This is a genomic window from Winogradskyella aquimaris (assembly GCF_042676105.1).
Taxonomy (GTDB): domain Bacteria; phylum Bacteroidota; class Bacteroidia; order Flavobacteriales; family Flavobacteriaceae; genus Winogradskyella; species Winogradskyella aquimaris.
Window position 1 is genome coordinate 833760 of the sequence record NZ_JBHTJQ010000016.1, and the last position, 21700, is coordinate 855459.

The window sequence follows — 21700 nt, forward strand, 5'->3', positions numbered from 1 at the left end:
TTAAAAGCGAATTGAAGTTTATATACGTATATAATCAAGTATTTGGATGACAGCTCCCTTACTTTTTTTAACGTAATCTATATTAATTGCACCTTGTTTTTGACGCTTTAAATTATCGGAAGCTAAGACGTCAAATACAGATTCAAATTCTGATGGTGAAGAAACAGCATGGACTCCTCCCAATTCAATTAGTGCTTTTGCTTCGGGAAATTTGCTGTAATTTTTTCCAATAATAATGGGAATGCCAAAAACAGCAGGTTCCAGAATGTTATGTAGGCCGGTTGTACCTGCAGCTCCACCAACATAAACGATATCTGCATAACTGTAGACCTTGCTTAAATAGCCTATTGTATCTAAGATAAAGATGTCAAATTCAGAAAGTTTTTTTTCTTCTGACCATTCTGAAAAGCAAATCGTTTTTGCCTTTATTTGAGACCTAAGGGATTGGATGTAACTGGGCTTTACATTATGTGGAGCAATAACTATTTTTAAATTTTTAAATTTTAGGGAGTTGATATAATTCATATAGAGTTTATCATCATCAGGCCATGTACTGCCAAACACGACACATAGCTTATCACCTTTAAATTCTTGGATAAAATCTATTGAATTATCCATATTTAACTGATTAAAGACCCTATCAAAGCGTGTATCTCCTGTGACCGAGACCGAATGGTATCCAATTGTTTGAAGTAGTTTTTTAGACTTTTCATTCTGGGTAAATATGTGGTTGAATGCCAATAACGAAGATGTCATCAATCCACCATACCACTTGAAAAAACTTTGAGACTTTCTAAATATGGCAGATATAAGTATGGCCTTGTGGTTTCTTTTTTTTAATTCGTACAAAAAGTTTGGCCAGATTTCATACTTCACAAAAATGGTGTAGTCAGGGTTTACAATATTCAAAAAACGCTTGGCATTGGCTTTTGTGTCTAAAGGAAGATAAACGACGGTATCTGCTATTTTCGAGTTCTTTCTTACTTCATAACCAGAAGGAGAAAAGAATGAGAGTACCACTTTGTAGTCTGGAAATTTTTCCACCAATTTTTCAAAAACTGGTAAACCTTGTTCGTATTCGCCAAGTGAAGCACAATGAAACCAAAAGGTTTTATCCTCACTATCTATAGTCGACTCTAAAATTTTAAAGGTTTCTTTTCGGCCATTTACTCCTAGTCTTAACTTGGCGTTAAAAATTGAAAGAATTTTTAAAACAATTCCCGTTAAATAGATTCCTATAGTATAGACTAGTCTCAATAATTTAGATTTGTGCTAAAATACATTTCTTTCAATTAATTGCATTGGCTTAGCGGTTACAATTTCGTATTTTCGCTTAGAGCATTATAAAAGTGCTTTTCAAAATTTATTATAACGCTTCAAGGAATGAGAAAAATTCAAATGGTTGACCTTCAGAGTCAATATAAAAAAATAAAGGATATTGTAGATCCTTCAATTCAAGAGATTTTAGAAAGCGCAGCATTTATAAACGGACCAAAGGTTCATCAGTTTCAAAAAAACTTAGAGGATTATCTTGGTGTGAAACACGTGATACCATGTGCTAACGGAACAGATGCGCTTCAAATAGCAATGATGGGCTTAGGGCTTAAACCTGGTGATGAGGTAATTACTGCAGACTTTACCTTTGCAGCTACAGTAGAAGTTATTGCCTTATTACAACTGACACCTGTGTTAGTCGATGTAGATCCAATAACATTTAATATAGATGTGGCTGCAATTGAAAAAGCGATTACGCCAAAGACAAAAGCAATTGTTCCAGTTCACTTATTTGGTTTAGCCGCAGATATGGATGCTATTATGGATTTGGCTAAGAAGCATAACCTGTATGTCATAGAAGATAATGCCCAAGGTATCGGAGCTAACTACACGCATCAAGATGGAACAAAAACAAAAACAGGAGCTATTGGTCATGTGGCTTCAACATCATTTTTCCCTTCAAAAAACTTAGGTTGTTATGGAGATGGAGGTGCTATTTTCACTAATGATGACGATTTAGCACATATCATAAGAGGTATTGTTAATCATGGTATGTATAAGCGCTATCATCATGATGTGGTGGGTGTAAATTCAAGGTTAGATTCCATTCAGGCAGCTGTATTAGATGCTAAATTACCACATTTAGACAAATACAATGAGGCGAGGCGTAATGCTGCTAGAAAGTATACGCAAGCATTTAAAAACCATCCAAAAATTACAACACCTTCAGGCAGGTCATCTTGCGAAGGTATTTGTGATACTTGTGATTGCCATGTGTTTCATCAGTATACATTAAACTTAAAAAATGTGGATAGAGATGCTTTGGTAGCACATTTACAAGAACATAATATTCCTTGTGGCGTTTATTATCCAATACCTTTGCATAAGCAGAAAGCTTATAAAGATGAGCGTTATAACGAACAGGACTTTCAGGTTACAAACCAATTAGTTGAATCAGTTATATCCTTACCAATGCATACTGAGTTGGATGACGAGCAAATCAACTTTATCACAACAACAATACTTAATTTCATTAACCAAAGTTAACCTATGAAAATACTAGTAACGGGAGGTCTTGGGTTTATTGGTTCGCATACTGTTGTTGAATTACAAAATGAGGGATTTGAGGTCATTATTATAGACAATTTAAGTAATTCCTCCATAGAGGTATTAGACGGTATTAGCGCAATAACAGGTGTCAGACCACATTTCGAAAAAATAGACCTTAAAATTAAGGACGATGTCATTGATTTTTTTCAAAAGTATAATGATATCGCAGGTGTGATTCACTTTGCTGCTAGCAAAGCTGTAGGAGAAAGTGTGCAAGAACCTTTGATGTATTATGAAAATAATATAACAACCTTGGTATATCTTCTCCAGGAACTAACCAAGCTGGCTCAACCTAATTTTATTTTTAGTTCATCGTGTACAGTCTATGGGCAGGCAGATGAGTTGCCAATTACTGAGAATGCACCTGTGAAACCAGCAGAATCTCCTTATGGAAATACCAAGCAGATTGGTGAAGAAATTATAGGTGATACTTGTAAGGTAAATCAAAATTTAAAAAGTATAGCTCTAAGATATTTCAATCCTATTGGTGCACATCCTTCAGCAGAGATAGGCGAATTGCCGATAGGTGTTCCTCAGAATTTGGTCCCCTACATAACACAAACTGCTATTGGGATGCGTGAGCAATTGTCTGTTTTCGGTGGTGACTATCCAACACCTGATGGCACTTGTATCAGAGATTATATACATGTCGTAGATTTAGCTAAAGCTCATGTTGTGGCCTTACAACGTCTTATCGAAGGAAAAAATAGAGCAAACTATGAAGTTTTTAACCTAGGGACAGGTAAGGGAAGCTCTGTACTTGAGGCTATTCAATCGTTTGATAGGGTATCAGGTAAAACTTTAAAATATCAGATTGTTGGTAGACGAGAAGGAGATATAACGGCAGCATATGCAGATACAACAAAAGCGAATGATGTTTTAGGATGGAAAACAGAATTGACTTTAGATGATGCTATGGCTTCAGCATGGAAATGGGAACAAAAAATCAGAAATAAATAAATTAATTAGACATGAAAACATCACTCAGTATTTTAGCATTCGTCTTTTCAATAGTTCTAACCGCTCAAAACACCTATATACATTGTGGGAAATTAATAGATACTGAGTCTGGGAAAATACGTACCGAGCAAACCATTGTGGTTTCAGGGAGCAAAATAGTTTCTGTAACAAAGGGCTACCAGAATCCTAATAGCACTGAAGATACTGTAATTGACTTAAAGTCTAAAACTGTTATGCCAGGTCTTATAGATATGCATGTGCATATTGAGAGCGAAACCAATCCAAAGTCGTATTTAGAAGACTATACATTGAATGATGCTGATATAGCGTTTAATTCAGTCGTCAATGCAAAAGTAACTTTAATGAGTGGCTTTACTACAGTTAGAGATGTAGGTGGTACAGGTGTTAATGTGTCTCTTAGAAATGCTATAAACGTAGGTAAAATTGAAGGACCTCGAATATTTACAGCTGAAAACGCTTTAGCTACAACAGGAGGCCATGCAGATCCAACTAATGGTGCAAAACGCGATTTAATTGGAAACCCAGGGCCAAAAGAAGGTGTGGTTAATGGTGTTGATGATGCCAAAAAAGCAGTAAGGCAGCGTTATAAAAATGGTGCTGATTTAATAAAGATTACAGCAACAGGAGGCGTGCTAAGTGTAGCCAAAAGCGGTCAAAATCCGCAATTTACCATCGAAGAAATAAAAGCTATATGTGAAACTGCGAAAGATTACGGGTTTCACGTAGCAGCGCATGCTCATGGTGACGAAGGTATGCAACGTGCCATTTTAGGCGGTGTAAAAACTATAGAGCACGGCACGCTGATGAGTGCGGAGACTATGGAGCTTATGAAAAAGTATGATGTTTATCTGGTGCCTACGATTACTGCAGGTAAGTTTGTATCGGATAAAGCTAAAATACCAGGATACTATCCAGATGTTGTGGTGCCTAAAGCTCTAGATATTGGTCCAAAAATTCAAGATATGTTTGGGAGGGCCTACAAAGCAGGGGTTGGTATTGCCTTTGGTACAGATGCCGCAGTGTTTTATCATGGTGAGAATGGAAAAGAGTTTTCTTATATGGTTGAAGCAGGAATGCCAGCTATGGAAACGATTCAAAGTGCAACAGTCACTAACGCTATGATTTTAAATATGGCAAACCAACTGGGTCAGATTAAAGAGGGTTTTATAGCGGATATAATAGCTGTAAATGATGACCCAACCAAAAACATTTCGACCATGGAAAATGTGGTTTTTGTGATGAAAGATGGTGTGATTTACAAAAATTAGTCAAAATTAGCACAGTGACCAATTGTAAGACTTGTAATTAAATCAATATATTGTTATTAATCTTTCAACGATTTTAGCTTCTGATTTTCAATATGATAATCTAAAAAAGGCTTAACCTGGAATTAACATTTATTTCTTGTGATTGCTTTAAAGTCTTTGTTGTTTTGTAGTTAATGATAATTGATTACCATGAAACTGATAAGCATTAAAAGAGAAACAAAGCAAGAAGGAAGATTCTCAAAAAAGATGGGTGTACTAAACACTAAAGTCACATACATCAAAAAGCAATTCCTTAGTATTCCTTACAAAACACTTCATAAATATCGTGAAACCTATTACGGTGAAATCAAAGATTGTGAAGATTGCCAACTTGCGCGTTAAGCAGTTTCTTGTCTCTCTTCTTTCTTTTTATTAAATATACCACTGAGAAGCAACATAATCATGCCTGCTGTTACTGAAATATCAGCAACATTGAATATGCCGGTTTTAAAAATGCCACCTAAATCTATAAAAAAGAAATCGGTGACTTTGCCAAATACAATTCTGTCAAAAACATTGGCTACACCACCTCCTATGATACAACAAAATGCGATAAGACTCAAACGATCCAATTCTTTTGTTTTTATTATATAGTAAATCACGTAGGCTAAAACTATGGTAGGCAAAATCAATAAGAATATGGTTCTTAAAGTAGGATTCATATCACTGCCCATTCCAAGAAAGGCCCCTTTGTTGTAAACATTGGTGAGAATGAATTTATCACCAATTAATTCTATAACTTCCCTAATTTCAATATTTGCCCTAACAATAACTTTTGTAATTTGATCTACGGCAATATTAAATACTATTAGAAGTACAATAAAGATGTTTCTATTCAAAACTGAATTGGGTGTTAAATATTAGTTTCAAAAATCGCTGACGAAGTATCTGCTTCTCTATTTATTTTCTTTACCAGTCCTTGCAAAACTTTACCAGGACCAACTTCAGTAAAGTGTGTAGCACCATCTGCAATCATTTGCTGTACAGATTGTGTCCAACGAACAGGTGCAGTTAATTGAGAAATTAAATTAGCTTTTATGTCATTTTCATTTGTAACGGCATAGGCTGTTACATTTTGATAAATAGGACAATTAGGCTTACTAAACATTGTGTTTTCTATGGCTGCTGCTAATTCCTCGCGCGCAGGCTCCATCAAAGGTGAATGAAATGCACCGCCAACTGGCAATACCAAGGCACGTCTTGCTCCTTCTTCTTTTAAAGCTTCACAAGCTTTGTTCACCGCTTCAACCTCGCCAGAAATTACTAACTGACCAGGACAGTTGTAGTTCGCGGCAACCACAACACCTTCAGTCATAGCACATATTTTTTCAACCACATCATCATCTAACCCTAAAACTGCCGCCATTGTACTTGGTTGTAATTCACATGCTTTTTGCATAGCTTGCGCACGCTGTGATACGAGTTTTAACCCATCTTCAAAGGTTAAAGCACCAGAAGCGACCAACGCGGAAAATTCACCAAGAGAATGCCCAGCAACCATATCAGGCTTAAAACTGTCGCCTAAGGTTTTTGCTAAAATTACAGAGTGTAAAAATATAGCTGGTTGTGTGACTTTGGTTTGTTTTAAGTCTTCATCAGAACCTTCAAACATAATATCCGTAATGGAAAAACCAAGAATATCATTTGCTTTTTCAAAAAGCTCTTGTGCTAAAGGTGAGTTTTCATAAAGGTCTAATCCCATTCCTGAAAACTGAGCACCTTGACCTGGAAATACGTATGCATTCATGTGACTAATTTTTAGTGCTGCAAAAATAGGAATATTTATTTTTTCTCGTAGGTTATAAACGAAAATGCATATTTATGATCCTCATCTGCATCATGAGTAGTTCTGCTAATCTCCTTCCATTGATTTAAATCTATGTCTGGGAAAAAGGTGTCCGCACCGTCGAAAGTAGCATGCACTCGGGTCAGTTCTAATTTATCTGCTAGGTTGATAGATTGCTTGTAGATTTCACCACCACCAATAATAAAAGGTTGATTGTCGTTTCTGGCCGCATCAAGGGCATCTTCAAGATTACTAACTACAATGACTCCATCAGGTACTTTATAATTGTTTTGCCTGGTGATTACAATATGTGTACGATTAGGTAATGGCTTAGGGAAGCTTTCAAAAGTTTTACGTCCCATAATGATATGATGTCCAGAAGTGAGTTTTTTAAAGTGCTTTAAATCATCCTTGAGATGCCAGATAAGATCGTTGTCCTTACCAATAGCATTATCCTCGCCAGCGGCAACAATGATTGTTAACTCAATGGAGTTTTTTTTTTCTTCAGTTGTGTCCTTTTGAGCTTCATTGTAGGCCTGAGATTGCGCAATCTTCTTTTCCTCTTTCAAAAACCCTTCTTTTAATTTTTCAATACGTTTTTGCTGTTGACTTACGAGCTTGTCTAACTGTTGTTTTTCCCAGTCCTTGCCCATAAACTTGTTGGTGATAAACACATTTACAAAATGATAGACAAATAAAAATAACCAAATAAGTATGGCATATACAAACCAATCAATACCTGCAATAGTAAAATCTTTACCAATACCAAGAATAGTATTGGCAAGAATTAAGAAAACAGCACCAATAAGAAAAATTACAAAATGAATGTATAGTCGCTTTTTTTGTTTGATACGTTTTTGGGCGTATTCAATGAGTTCTAATTGGTCTTGATCTATTGTCGAAGTTGTTTTTTTCTTTCCGAACATAATCCTAAAATTATCAGATAAAGATACTTCTTTTTCACTAAAACGTTATCGCTAATTCATAGGAATCTAATCTTACGGTTTTCGAAAACGATATCGTTGATTATCAGGCTTTAAAGAGGGATTTAATAAGTTAAATATCTCGTAAATTTTACATTAAAAAATTATGTAGTTTGCCAAAATGTAAAGTCTATTTTATGAAAATGATAATTCTTTCATTTAAAGTCACTTATTCTATAATTTCTGTTTTTTTCTTTTATACTTTTGATCCATTATTAAATCTATTATTATGGCAATTAAAAAGCAGTATTTAAAAAGTAAGCCAGTTTGTAAGGTAACATTTTCTGTTCCTGCAGAGGAGGCAAAAAGTGTAGCGGTTGTTGGAAGCTTTAATGAGTGGAATACTGAAGCTACTGAATTAAAGAAATTAAAGAATGGTACCTTTAAAGGTACTGTAGACTTAGAGAGTGATAACTCTTATGAATTTAGATATGTTGTTGACGGTACTTATGTTAATGACGAGCAGGCAGATGCATACGCTTGGAATGATTTTGCAGGTGCCGAAAACGGTGTTTTAAATTTATAATTATTTTGTGCTATTAACCATAAAAAAAGCGCCTTCTCTTAGGCGCTTTTTTTATGACTTTTTTTTAATAGTTATACTGCAACTACACCTTTAATATGTGGATGTGGGTTGTAGTCGACAAGGGTGAAATCTTCAAACGTAAAGTCAAAAATATTTTTAACTTCAGGATTAAGAATCATTTTTGGTAACGGTCTAATATCTCGAGACAGCTGCAGCTCTAATTGTTCCAAATGATTATTGTAAATATGAGCATCACCAAACGTATGGATAAATTCCCCAGGTTGATACCCACAAACCTGTGCCATCATCAATGTTAATAGGGCGTATGAAGCAATATTAAAAGGAACACCCAGAAAAATATCAGCACTTCTCTGGTATAATTGGCAGGATAATTTTCCGTCTGCGACATAGAATTGAAAAAAAGCATGGCAAGGAGGCAGAGCTGCTTTACCGTTTGCCACATTTTCTGAAAAGGATTTAGACGTATCTGGTAATACCGATGGGTTCCATGCAGAAACCAACATTCTTCTACTGTTTGGGTTATTTTTCAAGGTTTCAATCACTTCCTTGATCTGATCGATCTCTTCATCTGCCCAATTGCGCCATTGATGTCCATAAACAGGGCCTAAATCACCATTCTCATCAGCCCACTCGTTCCATATTCTTACACCATTTTCATTTAAGTATTGAATATTGGTATCACCTTTTAGAAACCATAATAATTCATATATAATAGATTTGAGATGTAATTTTTTGGTGGTTACAATGGGAAACCCTTCATTTAAATCAAAACGCATTTGATAACCAAAAACACTTTTAGTGCCTGTGCCTGTTCTATCTCCCTTTTCATTACCGTTTTTTAAAACGTACTTTACTAAATCGTGGTATTGTTTCATAACATGACCTACTAATGTAGGAATCTCATTTAATTAAATATAGAATAGAAAATAACATGCTAAAATATAACCAGCATGTTAGAAAACGAAAATAAAAAAAAGCTTCAAAAGCAATGGCTTGAAGCTCTGTTATTATATAAAAAGTTATTAACTAAATTAACCAATAATCATGCCCGCAATAGTTGCAGAAATTAATGAGGCAATCGTACCGCCGAGTAAAGCTTTCATTCCAAATTTTGATAATTGTTTTCGTTGTCCAGGTGCTAAGGAACCAATTCCTCCGATTTGTATACCGATAGAGGCAAAGTTGGCAAACCCACAAAGCATGTAAGTTGCCATAATTACAGATTTATTATAGTTTAAATGTGTGGTATTAGCTATGTTCTTTAAATCGGCAAGTTGAATATAACCTACAAATTCACTAGCTGCCAATTTAATACCCAAAAGTTGCCCCATCATCATCATATCTTCTCTGGCTACACCAATGAGCCACATCAAAGGTGCAAATACAGTCCCTAAAATAGCTTCGAGTGAAAATGACTGATAGGGTGTGTTTTCTGCCATCCATGAATTTAATGAGGTGACATCACCAAACCAACCTAGAATACCATTAATCATAGCTATAAAGGCAACAAATACTAATAACATGGCACCAACATTAACAGCCAATTTTAAACCTTCTGTAGTTCCGTTGGCAATGGCGTCTAATAGGTTGGAACCAATTTTTTCTTGAGAGACTTTAACATCGGTATTAATATCCTCTGTTTGAGGAAATAAAATTTTTGAAATCACTATAGCGCCTGGTGCTGCCATAACGGATGCTGCAAGTAAATGTTTAGCATACATTAAGCGCATTGCAGGATCATCACCACCTAAAAAACCAATATAGGCCGCCAATACAGCTCCTGCCACGGTTGCCATACCACCTACCATGACTAAAAGGATTTCAGACTTATTCATTTTTTCTAGGTAGGCTTTAATTAATAATGGTGCCTCGGTTTGACCTAAGAAAATATTTCCGGCCACACTTAAGCTCTCGGCACCCGATATTTTAAGAAGTTTGGTAAGTAGCCACCCAAAGGCTTTAACTACTTTTTGAATAATGCCCAGATAAAATAAAACTGATGTTAATGCTGAAAAGAAAAGTATTGTTGGTAAAACCTGAAAGGCAAAAATGAAACCAAAAGTATCCATATCAACCACTAGTCCTTCAAACAAAAATTTACTTCCAGCTCTTGTAAAATCTAAGACGCTAACAAATAAACTACCTACCCATTCAAAAGCAGTTTTTACAAATCCAATTCTTAGTACACCAATAGCAATAAGTAATTGAAAGGTTAATCCTATCCCTACTGTCTTCCAATTGATGGCTTTTCGATTGCTGCTAAATAAAAAGGCAATAAAAATAAGTGTAAACATGCCTAAAACTCCTCGCCATAGACTATTCAAAGAGAAGCCTTGGCTAGGTATTATCGTATTTTGATTAGACAGAGGTGTTTGTGCAAGAACCACTTGGTTTTTGAGAGATTTGAAACTGTATTTAGTTGCCTTTTCGGTGAATACCAATGTGGAATCGGTAAACTCTCTAACCTTGTATTTTCTAATGGTATCTTTAGGTTTGTTGTAATAAAGTACCAGGAGATTATTTTGGAGCGTATAGTGCCCTGAAGCTTTAAGATTATCCTTGGCCAAGAGTTTGTAATCGAAGTCACCGTCCTTAAACTTCAATACATCAGATTTTGAAACGGTTATTTTATTACCTGTTTCGGAGTTTTCGATACTGGTAAACTGCCATGTTTTTTCAAGCTCTTGTGCTGAAATTGAAGAAAGTCCAATAAATATAGCAAGAAGGGCTTTGAAAATGGAGTTCATAAAATGTAGTCTTGATTAACGCTTAGAAATTTCGTCTCTTATTTTGGCCGCCTTTTCGTAGTCCTCGTTATTCACCGCTTCTTCTAAAAGACTGTTGAGTTCTTCAAGCGATTTATCTTTATAACTTTCTTGATCGGCGACTGCATTTTCAATTTCTTCAGCAATTAGATCGTCAACAAGTATACTGTCTTGTTCTTCATCCTCTTTTTTGGGATTGACTTTTAGATAGATACCTGCCTTGTCTAAAATATTTTTATAAGTAAATATTGGTGCCTGAAAACGCAATGCTAAAGCAATGGCATCACTGGTTCTGGCATCTATAATTTCTTCAATCTTATCGCGTTCGCAAATAAGGCTAGAGTAGAAAACACCATCTACCAATTTATGAATGATTACTTGCTTTACGACAATATCAAAACGGTCGGCAAAATTTTTGAAAAGATCATGAGTTAAAGGCCTAGGTGGACGAATTTCTTTTTCTAAAGCAATAGCTATGGATTGCGCTTCAAAGGCACCAATAACAATAGGAAGTTTTCGGTCTCCATCAACCTCATTAAGGATTAAGGCATACGCGCCATTTTGTGTTTGGCTATAGGAAATTCCCTTTATATTTAAACGAACTAAACTCATGAATTTTAAAACACAAAGAACTGTTTAAATTTGGACTTTACCAACTGCAAAGTGCAGAATTGGATATTTTTCTCAATACTTTCGATAAAACGTATTTCTATTAAGAAAATCTAAATTTAAACAGTCCTTATTATTACAAGGTAATAAAATTATGCGTTTTGAGCTTTAAAAGCTTTCAATTTTTCGATAAGTTCTGGCACGACTTTAAAGGCATCACCCACAACACCGTAGTCAGCAGCTTTAAAGAATGGTGCTTCTGGATCTGTATTCACCACAACCTTTACTTTAGAAGCATTAATTCCTGCTAAATGCTGTATGGCTCCTGAGATACCTATTGCAATATATAGATTTGATGCTACAGGTTTACCTGTTTGCCCTACGTGTTCACTATGAGGTCTCCATCCTAAATCAGATACCGGCTTAGAGCAAGCTGTTGCAGCTCCTAAGACGTCGGCTAATTCTTCTATCATACCCCAATTTTCCGGACCCTTAAGGCCTCTTCCTCCAGATACTACAATCTCGGCGTCAGCAATACTTACTTTATCTGCTGCCTTATCAACGGATTCTACATTAATACCAGAATCTGGTATTGCGGGTGAGAAATCTTCAACTGTTGCTGTGCCTTCGCCCTCAACTATACCAAAGGAGTTATTGGATAAGCCCACAATTTTTACATCTGTATGGATTTCTGTATTTGCAAAAGCTTTATTGGTGAAGGCTGTGCGCTTTACAGTAAAAGGAGCAGTGCTAGATGGTGCTTCAACTACATTTGAAACATAACCAGCATTTAGGCCAACTGCCAATAATGGCGCTAAATATTTGCTATCTGCACTTGAGCTTAATACAACAACACTTGCACCATCGTTTTTGGCTGCTTGCTCAATAACTGCTGCATATTTTTTTGCATTAAACTTTTGTAGTGCTTCATCTTTTACGGATAATACTTTAGTGGCGCCATAAACACCTAAGTTTTCGTTATCGTTGGCGTTAATAGAAACAGCAGTTACCGTGGTGCCTAACTGTTCTGCCACTGCTTTGGCATAAGATACGACTTCGAAAGCTGCTTTTTTAAATTTTCCTTTTTCTGATTCTGTATATACTAAAACTGACATTTTTTTATTTTTTGTTATCCTGAATGTGTTCCAGGATGTAATTAATACTTCTTAAATTAATTTTAGATTCCTGCTTTTAATGGAAAAAACAGTTTAGATCACTTTAGCTTCGTTATGCAGTAAATCTACCAATTCGTCAATGTTTTCTGCATCCACTAGCTTAACCGCCCCTTTTGGTGCAGGTTTTTCAAAATTGGCGGTTTTAGTTTCAGAGTTGGCATCAACAGGCTCAACCACGGTTAGCGGTTTTTTTCTAGCCATCATAATCCCTCTCATATTAGGAATGCGAAGATCACTTTCTTCTACAATTCCTTTTTGGCCTGCCACAACTAGAGGTAGTGATGTACTAACAGTTTCTTTACCTCCGTCAATTTCTCTAACCGCTTTTGCATTAGTGCCTTCAATATCTAAAGAGATACAATTGGTTACAAAATTAGCGCCTGTCATGGCTGCCAGCATACCTGGAACCATACCACCGTTATAGTCAATGGACTCTCTTCCGGCAATAACCAAATCGTAGCCTCCATCATTAACCACTGTCGCTAATTGCTTTGCAACTTTAAATCCGTCGGTAGGTTCTGCATTTACCCTTATAGCAGTATCTGCACCAATGGCTAAGGCTTTTCTTAAAGTTGGTTCGGTTTCTGCACCTCCTACATTTACAACATCTACACTAGCACCTTGTTTTTCCTTAAACCACATCGCTCTTGTTAAACCAAATTCGTCGTTTGGATTAATAACAAACTGAACACCATTGGTGTCAAATTTAGTGTCTCCATCTGTAAAATTAATTTTTGATGTCGTATCAGGTACATGGCTAATACATACTAAAATCTTCATACTTATTTTTACTTTTTAGTTTATTGATACAATGCGAAATTCTACTAAAACGATTTCGTTGAATCCTCGTAAAACTTCTGTTTTTTGCAATTTTTTCGTTGTTTTTGGCATTCAAAAAATGCGGATACGAAGTTAATTATTTTATTTCGAATTTTTACTATGCATGCATAATAAATTTTAAAGAAAATTGATTTACTTAATTTTTCTTTTATTCCTATTTTTGCTATTCGATAAAAACAGAATAATGAAGACAATTCAATTTAGAGAAGCTATAGCGGAAGCCATGAGTGAAGAAATGCGCAGAGATGAAAGCATTTATTTGATGGGTGAAGAAGTTGCAGAATATAATGGTGCATATAAAGCATCTAAAGGTATGCTTGACGAATTTGGGCCTAAGCGTGTTATTGATACTCCAATTGCAGAGCTTGGCTTTGCTGGTGTTGCCATAGGGTCTACAATGACTGGTAACCGTCCTATTGTAGAGTATATGACATTTAACTTCTCTTTAGTTGGTATTGATCAGATTATAAATAATGCTGCAAAAATTAGACAAATGTCTGGCGGTCAATTTAAATGTCCAATTGTATTTAGAGGGCCAACAGCATCTGCTGGTCAGTTAGCAGCAACGCATTCACAAGCTTTTGAGAGCTGGTTTGCTAATACACCGGGACTTAAGGTGGTTGTTCCTTCAAACCCGTATGATGCAAAAGGCCTTTTGAAATCTGCAATCAGGGATGACGATCCAGTTATTTTCATGGAAAGTGAACAGATGTATGGTGATAAAGGTGAAGTTCCTGAAGGAGAATATACCATTCCATTAGGAGTTGCGGATATTAAACGTGAAGGGACTGATGTGACTATTGTCTCATTCGGAAAAATCATCAAAGAAGCATACAAGGCGGCTGATGAACTTGAAAAAGAAGGTATTTCTTGCGAAATTATAGATTTACGCACTGTTCGTCCTATGGATAGAAAGGCTGTTGTGGAATCTGTTAAGAAAACAAACAGACTTGTTGTATTGGAAGAAGCGTGGCCTTTTGGTAATGTTGCCACTGAGATTACATATCTAGTGCAATCTGAAGCCTTCGACTATTTAGATGCTCCAATTGTTAAGATTAATACTGCAGATACTCCAGCACCTTATTCACCCGTACTTTTAGAGGAGTGGTTGCCAAATAGCGATGATGTTATCAAAGCAGTAAAAAAAGTAATGTATAAGTAAATAAATCGCAGTTTTCTGCGTTTAATAGACTTCATCAATAACCAAAAATCAGAATGTAGCATGGTTGTTGATGAAGTTTGTTTTTAAATACGAAGAAGAACAGGATTTATGAGATGGCCAATTAAAAAGTTGTTGGCAAACTACAGCTGATGTTAGTCTCAGATGAAAACTAATAAATGAAATTCAAACTACTAATAGCCCTTATATTTACCGGTTTAACCTCTGCTTTTGCGCAAACAAAGGTGAGTGGTTACGTTTTTGATGTAAATGACGAGCCCGTTCCTTTTGCAAATGTAGTTTTTAAGGGGTCTACAGAAGGTACGATAACAAATGAGGATGGTCGGTTTTACCTCGAATCTGAGGAAACCTGGGACGCTTTAATGATTTCCTTTGTTGGTTACGAAGTTTTAGAGTATCCACTGACAAAAAAAGTAAATTATAACTTGCGTTTTGTGCTTAAAGAAGAGGCAGAATCCCTAAAAGAAGTGGTTATTGTTAGTGGTAAGCAATCTAAAAAAGCATCTGAAAATCCTGCTATAGGTATTCTGAAAAAGATATGGGAACGAAAACGTCAAAATGGATTAAGTCAGTTTAGGCAATACGAGTACGACCAATATGAAAAAGTAGAATTTGATCTAAATACTATAGATAGTACACTTATAAAAAGTAAACTATTCAAGGGAATGGAATTTGTTTTCGAGGAGATTGATACCTCTTCAGTTACTGGTAAAACGTATTTGCCCATCTTTTTAAATGAGTCCGTGAAAAAGGTCTATGGAGATAATGTTAGAAATGAAAAGCGGGAAGATTTAGTAGGAAACAAAAACTCTGGTTTCAGTAATAATCAGGTGATCATAGATTTTATAGACGATTTGTATTCTGAATACAATATCTATGATAATTACTTAAAATTTTTCGATAAAAGTTTTGTAAGTCCTATCGGAAGAACAGGTATACAAAGCTATAACTATGTGCTGTCGGATAGTGCCTATATTGATAACAAATGGTGCTACAACATTATTTATTATCCAAGGCGTAAAAATGAATTGACTTTTAAAGGTGATTTTTGGGTTAATGACTCAACTTACGCTATAAAAGAGATAAATCTTCAAGCATCCAAGAGTGCTAATATCAACTGGGTAAAGGAAATCTATATTGAGCAAGAGTTTGAGGTTTTAAATGATTCTGTATTCTTGATAAAGCGTGATTATTTCTTATCCGATTTTGCCCTAAACAAGAAGGAAAAGTCCAGAGGGGTCTATGGTAAGCGAACGACCCTTTATGATAATTATAAATTTAATGAACCCAAAGATGAAAAATTCTATGATAAGGTGGTATATAATTATGATGAAGACGTTTACAATAGAGAGGATGATTTCTGGGAAAAGAATAGATTAGAAGCTCTAAATAAAGATGAAAAGGGTGTCTATAAGATGTTAGACACGTTGAAAACTGTAAAAAAGTTCAAAAGACTCTATAATTTGGGGAGTATTCTGGCTTCGGGCTACATAGAGTTCCCGAGCATTAATTTTGATTATGGACCTATTTTTTCAACTTTTGGGTTTAATGAGGTTGAAGGTGTAAGACTTAGAACTGGTGGTCGGACCTATTTTGGCCCAAATGATTTATGGAGGTTAGAAGGGTTTTTGGCTTATGGCTTTAGAGATGACAAATTTAAATACGGTATTTCGGGTAAGTGGTTGCTAGATAAGCGCAGTCGATTGATTATTTTCGGTGGTAATAGACGTGATGTTGAACAGATTGGTGCAAGCCTAACGAGTTCGACCGATGTTTTAGGACGAAGCTTGGCATCTAATGCCGTTTTTACGGCAGGAGCTAATGACAAATTGACCAATATTAATCTTACCAATCTAGGATTTTCTATTGAACCAACACGAAATTTTGAAGTCCGAATAGATGGAAGTTTCAGGTCTTTAAGGTCAGCATCCCCAACATTTAGTTTGGACTATAACGACCCTGAATCACCTACGGGTATTTCATCGGAGATTAAACAGTTTGAAAGCCGTTTGTCTTTGTCTTTTTTTCCAAAACGACAAATGACAGGTTTTGGAGTGGAACGCAAAAACAAAAATGACAATTTTGCGCGCTTATTTGCCCAAGTGACACGTGGTGATCGCAACTGGTTTGATAGTGATTTTGATTATACCAAAGTTCAATTTTCGTACATCCAACCTTGGCAAGTCGGTGGTTTTGGTCGACTCGTTACTTCAATAGAAGCTGGAAAAACATTTGGTGAAGTGCCACTAGGATTATTGAGCGTCGTACCAGGTAATCAAACCTATTTTTCAATTTACAATACTTTCTCTCAGCTCGATTTTTATGAGTTTGTTACAGATACCTATACCTCCGTACATTTTGAGCATAATTTTAATGGCCGTTTGTTTTCGAGAATTCCATTCCTAAAAAAATACAATCTTAGAGCTATTGTCGGTTTACGTGGTGTTTGGGGTGAACTATCAGATGAAAATATAGCGTTGAGTACAACCGGAAACCCACTCGAATTTCCCTTAATAGCTCCAGATACAAGAATGTATTACGAATATAGTATTGGAGTGGCTAATATTTTTAAAATTCTAAGAATCGACTTCAATTTCAGGGGTAATTACCTTGACAATCCAGATGCTAGACGTTTTGGAGTTACCGGTAGTTTTGGCTTCTATTTTTAAAAGACTGATCGGAATCATTTTATACGAAGAGTCTGACTATAATCATTTTCTAATCACAGTTGCCCTTATATATTTAGAGCGTTAAAAAAAAGTTATTAATCTTTAAATATTAGGGTATGAAAACACTAGTAAAAATTTTAGCAATGTTGTTATTCATTTCTACTTTTGTAGCTTGTAATAATGACGATGATGACAATCCGATTGTTATAAATGACATTATGGTCGTATATAATTCCGATACTGGTATGTTCTCTGCAATTAATACCAATAACGGTTCGCTTTCTTCATTAGGAACTATAACCTATAATGGTGAGATTTTAACCGGTTTAAGAGATATTGTTTACAACGATTCTAATGGTATGATTTATGCCAGTTCTCGATCAGATTACAATAATGGTGCTATTTTCACTGTTGATCCTGCAACTTTGGAAGCAACAATTCTTAACGCTAATCTTGATGATGATTGGTATGCGCTTCCAGGTCTTGAAATTTATAATGGAAAAATCTTAGCTACTGTTTATTGGGATGATTTTAATGATGATAATAATTTGGACTACTATGAAGGATTGGTTACTTTGAACCTAGATGGAACGATTTTTAGCTTTATGCCATTAGTGCATGATGGTGAAAATATATCTATAAACGAGGGTATGGGTATTGAGTATACCAATAATAATAGTGAATTATTAATCACTAGATGGGATGAGATTGTGGTATCAGATTTCAACGGAAATGTCATGGAGATTGTTGAGCTCAATCAGGTCAACTTTCCGAATGATGAATACTTGGATGGCATCAGAACTCTTGAAACCAGTAAAGATGGAGTGATTTACGGTATAGATAGAGATAATCATTTCGGACGTATTGATTTAACTGTGGGTTCACCAATAGGTACTTTTACATACATTACAACCTTGGAGCCTGAAAATGATAAACATGTCGCACTCTCACTAATACCAGAGAACATTTTTCAATAACACATTCTAATAGCCATCTCATAAAAAGGGAGTGCTCATGGCCCCCTTTTTTAATTTTTGATAAATGTTAGGTCAGTAGGTCTAATAAGGACTAAATTATATATTTGCAACCAGAAATATGAAGTAATGACAAAAGAACAACAATTAACCTTTGACGTTTTAATAGAAATTCCAAAAGGAAGCCGTAACAAGTATGAGTATGATTTTGAATTGAAGAAAATACGTTTTGATCGTATGCTTTTCTCCTCAATGATGTATCCTGGAGATTATGGTTTCGTTCCACAAACCTTGGCATTAGATGGAGACCCTTTAGATGTTTTGGTGTTAGGTCATGAGCCAACATTCCCTATGTGTGTCATGGAAGTAAAGCCTATTGGTGTGTTCCATATGGCTGATGAAAAAGGACCTGACGAAAAAGTCGTTTGTGTTCCGGTTTCAGATCCTATTTGGAGCTTGAAAGAAGATATAAGTGATCTTAACCCACATCGTTTAGACGAAATAACCCACTTTTTTCAGGTTTACAAGGACTTAGAAGAGAAAAAAGTTGATGTAGGGGGTTGGGGAGACGCCAAAGAAGCAACGGATATTGTTAAAAAGTGTATTGATAGGTATAATCATAGCTCTCACAAGAGTAACGGTGATTTTATGATATAGATTACTAATGGATAGAAATTGAGAAACCCTTTTATATTCACGATAAAAGGGTTTTTCTATTAACTTTAATTTACTACTTTTGCCCAGTTTTAAAAGCTAATAACTAATCATAATAGAATAATATGGAATCAAACATAATTTATGTACCAATGGCATTGGCAATTGTAGGATTGCTTTTTATGTTCATTAAAATGTCTTGGGTAAAAAAACAACCTGCCGGTGATGAAAAAATGCAGAGCATTTCTAAATCAATCAAAGAAGGTGCATTAGCATTTTTGGCTGCAGAATATCGATTGTTATTAATATTCGTAGTCATGGCTTCAGTAGCCTTAGGTGTTGTATCTTATATAGTGCCAACAACCCATTGGATAATTATTGTCGCGTTTATTTTTGGTGCGGTATTCTCTGGTTTAGCAGGAAATATTGGTATGCGTATAGCGACTGATGCCAATGCGAGAACAGCAGAAGCTGCAAAAACGAGCTTACCTCACGCCTTGAAGGTATCTTTTGGAGGCGGAACGGTAATGGGACTTGGTGTAGCTGGACTAGCTGTTTTGGGTCTTAGTATATTCTTTATGATTTTCCTTAAGATGTTTGTAACAGGAGAGGGTAGCTTTTATGAGGAAATGACAGTTGCATTGGAAGCATTAGCTGGATTCTCTTTAGGTGCTGAATGTATAGCGTTATTTGCTAGAGTTGGTGGAGGAATTTACACCAAAGCGGCTGACGTTGGAGCGGATTTAGTAGGTAAAGTAGAAGCAGGAATACCAGAAGATGATCCGCGAAACCCTGCTACTATTGCAGATAATGTTGGTGATAATGTTGGTGATGTTGCAGGTATGGGGGCAGATTTATTCGGGTCTTATGTTGCTACTGTTTTAGCTGCAATGGTACTTGGAAATTATGTTATAAGAGACATGTCTGCTACAACACAATTCATTGATGCCTTCAGTAATATGGGACCTATTTTGTTGCCTTTGGTTATTGCTGGCGTGGGTGTTTTAGCTTCTATTTTAGGAACCTTTTTAGTGCGTATTTCTAATAACGATGCTAAAGAGTCCGTAGTGCAAAAAGCCTTAGATACTGGTAACTGGGTTTCCATCGGGATTACTTGGGTGGCGTCGTGGTTTTTGATCCGTTGGATGTTACCAATGACCATGGAAATGAAATTCTTTGGTGAGGGTATAAAGGTTATACCATCTAGGCACGTATTTTATGCAGCTACTATTGGTTTGGCTGTGGGTGCTTTAATCTCTTTGGTTACAGCTTACTACACAAGCTTAGGTAAAACACCAGTTTTAAAAATCGTTAAAAACTCATCTACAGGTGCAGCTACCAATATCATTTCAGGATTAGCTGTAGGGATGAAGTCTACATTCTTATCTGTGATCCTTTTTGCCGTGGCAATTTGGAGTGCATATGTATTAGCAGGATTCTACGGTGTGGCTTTAGCGGCATCAGCTATGATGGCAACTACAGCAATGCAGTTGGCTATAGATGCATTTGGTCCTATCGCTGATAACGCCGGTGGAGTAGCAGAAATGAGTGAATTAGAACCTCACGTTCGTGAGCGTACAGATATTTTGGATTCTGTGGGTAATACAACAGCAGCAGTAGGTAAAGGATTTGCTATTGCTTCTGCAGCGCTGACGGCGCTAGCTTTATTTGCTGCTTACGTAACTTTTACAGGTATTGATGGTATCAATATTTTTAAAGCTCCGGTTTTAGCAGCATTATTTATTGGAGGTATGATTCCTGTAATATTCTCGGCCTTGGCTATGGAATCTGTTGGTAAGGCAGCAGGACAAATGGTTGAAGAAGTAAGAAGACAGTTTAGGGAAATACCTGGAATTATGGAAGGTACAGGTACACCAGAGTATGGGAAATGTGTGGACATTTCAACAAAAGCAGCTTTAAAGGAAATGGTAATTCCTGGTCTTATTACAATAGTCACGCCGGTGGTTATGGGAATTGGAACAGCATTGGTAAATGATGATTTCTTACTTGGTGCAGAAGTTTTGGGTGGTTATATGGCTGGAGTTTGTGTTTCTGGCGTTATGTGGGCTATTTTCCAAAATAATGCTGGTGGTGCTTGGGATAATGCTAAAAAATCATTTGAAGCTGGAGTAGAAATTAATGGAGAAACCTTTTACAAGCATAAAGAGGATAATCCTTCACCTCCTCACCAAGCGGCAGTAACGGGAGATACTGTTGGTGATCCTTTTAAAGATACCTCTGGACCTTCAATGAACATATTAATTAAATTAACGTGTTTAGTTGGTTTAGTGATTGCACCGATTTTAGGTGGTCATTCTTCTGAAGAAGGTTTGGCAAATATTGAAGATGAAGTGTCGATAGAAATGACTCTTGATGCAAAGGATATGGCTAAAGCTACAGTAAACTATTCTACGGTAAAAGAAGGTGAAAAAGTTTCTGAAACCATTGTTTTTGAAGGGACTGAAGCTGAAGTGAAAAAAGAACTTGAAGCTTTCGAAGCATCAATCAAAACTGATGCTAATAAAGTTGAGAAAGTTATTAAAGAAGTTAAGATTACAAAAGAATAAGATTTTTAGTAATATCGATCTACTAAAACCACGCTAAACAGCGTGGTTTTTTTATTTTT

General features: G+C 35.9%; 19 protein-coding genes. 10 read left to right on the forward strand and 9 right to left on the reverse strand.

The window, feature by feature from the left end:
• Positions 1–18: 18 nt before the first annotated feature.
• Positions 19–1257 carry a 3-deoxy-D-manno-octulosonic acid transferase gene (locus tag ACFQ1K_RS13775; RefSeq protein WP_320554174.1) on the reverse strand — a complete coding sequence of 413 codons (1239 nt, stop codon included), beginning with the start codon at positions 1255–1257 and terminating at the stop codon, positions 19–21.
• A 126-nt stretch (positions 1258–1383) separates the two neighbouring features.
• Between ACFQ1K_RS13775 and ACFQ1K_RS13780 the strand changes: the two genes are divergently transcribed.
• From ACFQ1K_RS13780 to ACFQ1K_RS13795, 4 genes are all read left to right on the forward strand, one after another.
• A complete protein-coding gene (locus ACFQ1K_RS13780) occupies positions 1384–2541 on the forward strand; it encodes a DegT/DnrJ/EryC1/StrS family aminotransferase (RefSeq protein WP_320554173.1) in 1158 nt (385 codons plus the stop codon).
• A 3-nt stretch (positions 2542–2544) separates the two neighbouring features.
• The gene (gene galE / locus ACFQ1K_RS13785; RefSeq protein ID WP_320554172.1) at positions 2545–3564 is read left to right on the forward strand and encodes a UDP-glucose 4-epimerase GalE; all 1020 of its coding nucleotides are present in this window, start codon (positions 2545–2547) and stop codon (positions 3562–3564) included.
• An 11-nt stretch (positions 3565–3575) separates the two neighbouring features.
• Complete coding sequence (locus ACFQ1K_RS13790) at positions 3576–4853, forward strand: metal-dependent hydrolase family protein (RefSeq protein WP_320554171.1); 1278 nt, start codon at positions 3576–3578, stop codon at positions 4851–4853.
• Positions 4854–5042: 189 nt separating this feature from the next.
• Entirely contained in the window at positions 5043–5234 is a 192-nt protein-coding gene (locus tag ACFQ1K_RS13795; RefSeq protein ID WP_320554170.1) for a hypothetical protein, read from the forward strand.
• Here the strand turns inward: ACFQ1K_RS13795 and lspA are convergent.
• Genes lspA through ACFQ1K_RS13810 form a run of 3 tightly spaced genes read right to left on the reverse strand, consistent with a single transcriptional unit; the run spans position 5231 to position 7604 of the window.
• Positions 5231–5731, reverse strand: a complete 501-nt coding sequence (gene lspA / locus ACFQ1K_RS13800) for a signal peptidase II (protein WP_320554169.1) — start codon at positions 5729–5731, stop codon at positions 5231–5233. The genes ACFQ1K_RS13795 and lspA overlap by 4 nt on opposite strands.
• A gap of 14 nt (positions 5732–5745) precedes the next feature.
• Positions 5746–6639, reverse strand: a complete 894-nt coding sequence (fabD, locus tag ACFQ1K_RS13805) for an ACP S-malonyltransferase (protein WP_320554168.1) — start codon at positions 6637–6639, stop codon at positions 5746–5748.
• 35 nt (positions 6640–6674) lie between these two features.
• Positions 6675–7604 carry a dihydrofolate reductase gene (locus tag ACFQ1K_RS13810; RefSeq protein ID WP_320554167.1) on the reverse strand — a complete coding sequence of 310 codons (930 nt, stop codon included), beginning with the start codon at positions 7602–7604 and terminating at the stop codon, positions 6675–6677.
• A 286-nt stretch (positions 7605–7890) separates the two neighbouring features.
• Between ACFQ1K_RS13810 and ACFQ1K_RS13815 the strand changes: the two genes are divergently transcribed.
• Entirely contained in the window at positions 7891–8187 is a 297-nt protein-coding gene (locus tag ACFQ1K_RS13815) for an isoamylase early set domain-containing protein (protein WP_320554166.1), read from the forward strand.
• A gap of 71 nt (positions 8188–8258) precedes the next feature.
• On the opposite strand, the gene ACFQ1K_RS13820 is transcribed toward ACFQ1K_RS13815, so the two are convergent.
• The 5 genes from ACFQ1K_RS13820 to ACFQ1K_RS13840 form a co-directional block, all read right to left on the reverse strand.
• Entirely contained in the window at positions 8259–9083 is an 825-nt protein-coding gene (locus tag ACFQ1K_RS13820) for a thymidylate synthase (protein WP_320554165.1), read from the reverse strand.
• A 156-nt stretch (positions 9084–9239) separates the two neighbouring features.
• On the reverse strand, positions 9240–10955 hold the full coding sequence (locus ACFQ1K_RS13825) for a nucleoside transporter C-terminal domain-containing protein (RefSeq protein WP_320554164.1): 1716 nt from the start codon (positions 10953–10955) through the stop codon (positions 9240–9242).
• A 15-nt stretch (positions 10956–10970) separates the two neighbouring features.
• Positions 10971–11585: a bifunctional nuclease family protein gene (locus ACFQ1K_RS13830; protein WP_320554163.1), complete on the reverse strand. Its 615-nt coding sequence runs from the start codon at positions 11583–11585 to the stop codon at positions 10971–10973.
• 149 nt (positions 11586–11734) lie between these two features.
• Complete coding sequence (locus tag ACFQ1K_RS13835) at positions 11735–12697, reverse strand: electron transfer flavoprotein subunit alpha/FixB family protein (protein WP_320554162.1); 963 nt, start codon at positions 12695–12697, stop codon at positions 11735–11737.
• Between the two features lie 93 nt (positions 12698–12790).
• Positions 12791–13537, reverse strand: coding sequence for an electron transfer flavoprotein subunit beta/FixA family protein (locus ACFQ1K_RS13840; RefSeq protein WP_320554161.1), 747 nt, complete (start codon positions 13535–13537; stop codon positions 12791–12793).
• Between the two features lie 244 nt (positions 13538–13781).
• Between ACFQ1K_RS13840 and ACFQ1K_RS13845 the strand changes: the two genes are divergently transcribed.
• From ACFQ1K_RS13845 to ACFQ1K_RS13865, 5 genes are all read left to right on the forward strand, one after another.
• Positions 13782–14759 carry a pyruvate dehydrogenase complex E1 component subunit beta gene (locus ACFQ1K_RS13845; protein ID WP_320554160.1) on the forward strand — a complete coding sequence of 326 codons (978 nt, stop codon included), beginning with the start codon at positions 13782–13784 and terminating at the stop codon, positions 14757–14759.
• Between the two features lie 176 nt (positions 14760–14935).
• On the forward strand, positions 14936–17446 hold the full coding sequence (locus ACFQ1K_RS13850; protein WP_320554159.1) for a DUF5686 and carboxypeptidase-like regulatory domain-containing protein: 2511 nt from the start codon (positions 14936–14938) through the stop codon (positions 17444–17446).
• Positions 17447–17562: 116 nt separating this feature from the next.
• Positions 17563–18423, forward strand: coding sequence for a hypothetical protein (locus tag ACFQ1K_RS13855; RefSeq protein WP_320554158.1), 861 nt, complete (start codon positions 17563–17565; stop codon positions 18421–18423).
• Positions 18424–18549: 126 nt separating this feature from the next.
• Entirely contained in the window at positions 18550–19077 is a 528-nt protein-coding gene (locus ACFQ1K_RS13860) for an inorganic diphosphatase (protein ID WP_320554157.1), read from the forward strand.
• A gap of 122 nt (positions 19078–19199) precedes the next feature.
• Complete coding sequence (locus ACFQ1K_RS13865; protein ID WP_320554156.1) at positions 19200–21641, forward strand: sodium-translocating pyrophosphatase; 2442 nt, start codon at positions 19200–19202, stop codon at positions 21639–21641.
• The last annotated feature ends 59 nt before the right edge of the window (positions 21642–21700 follow it).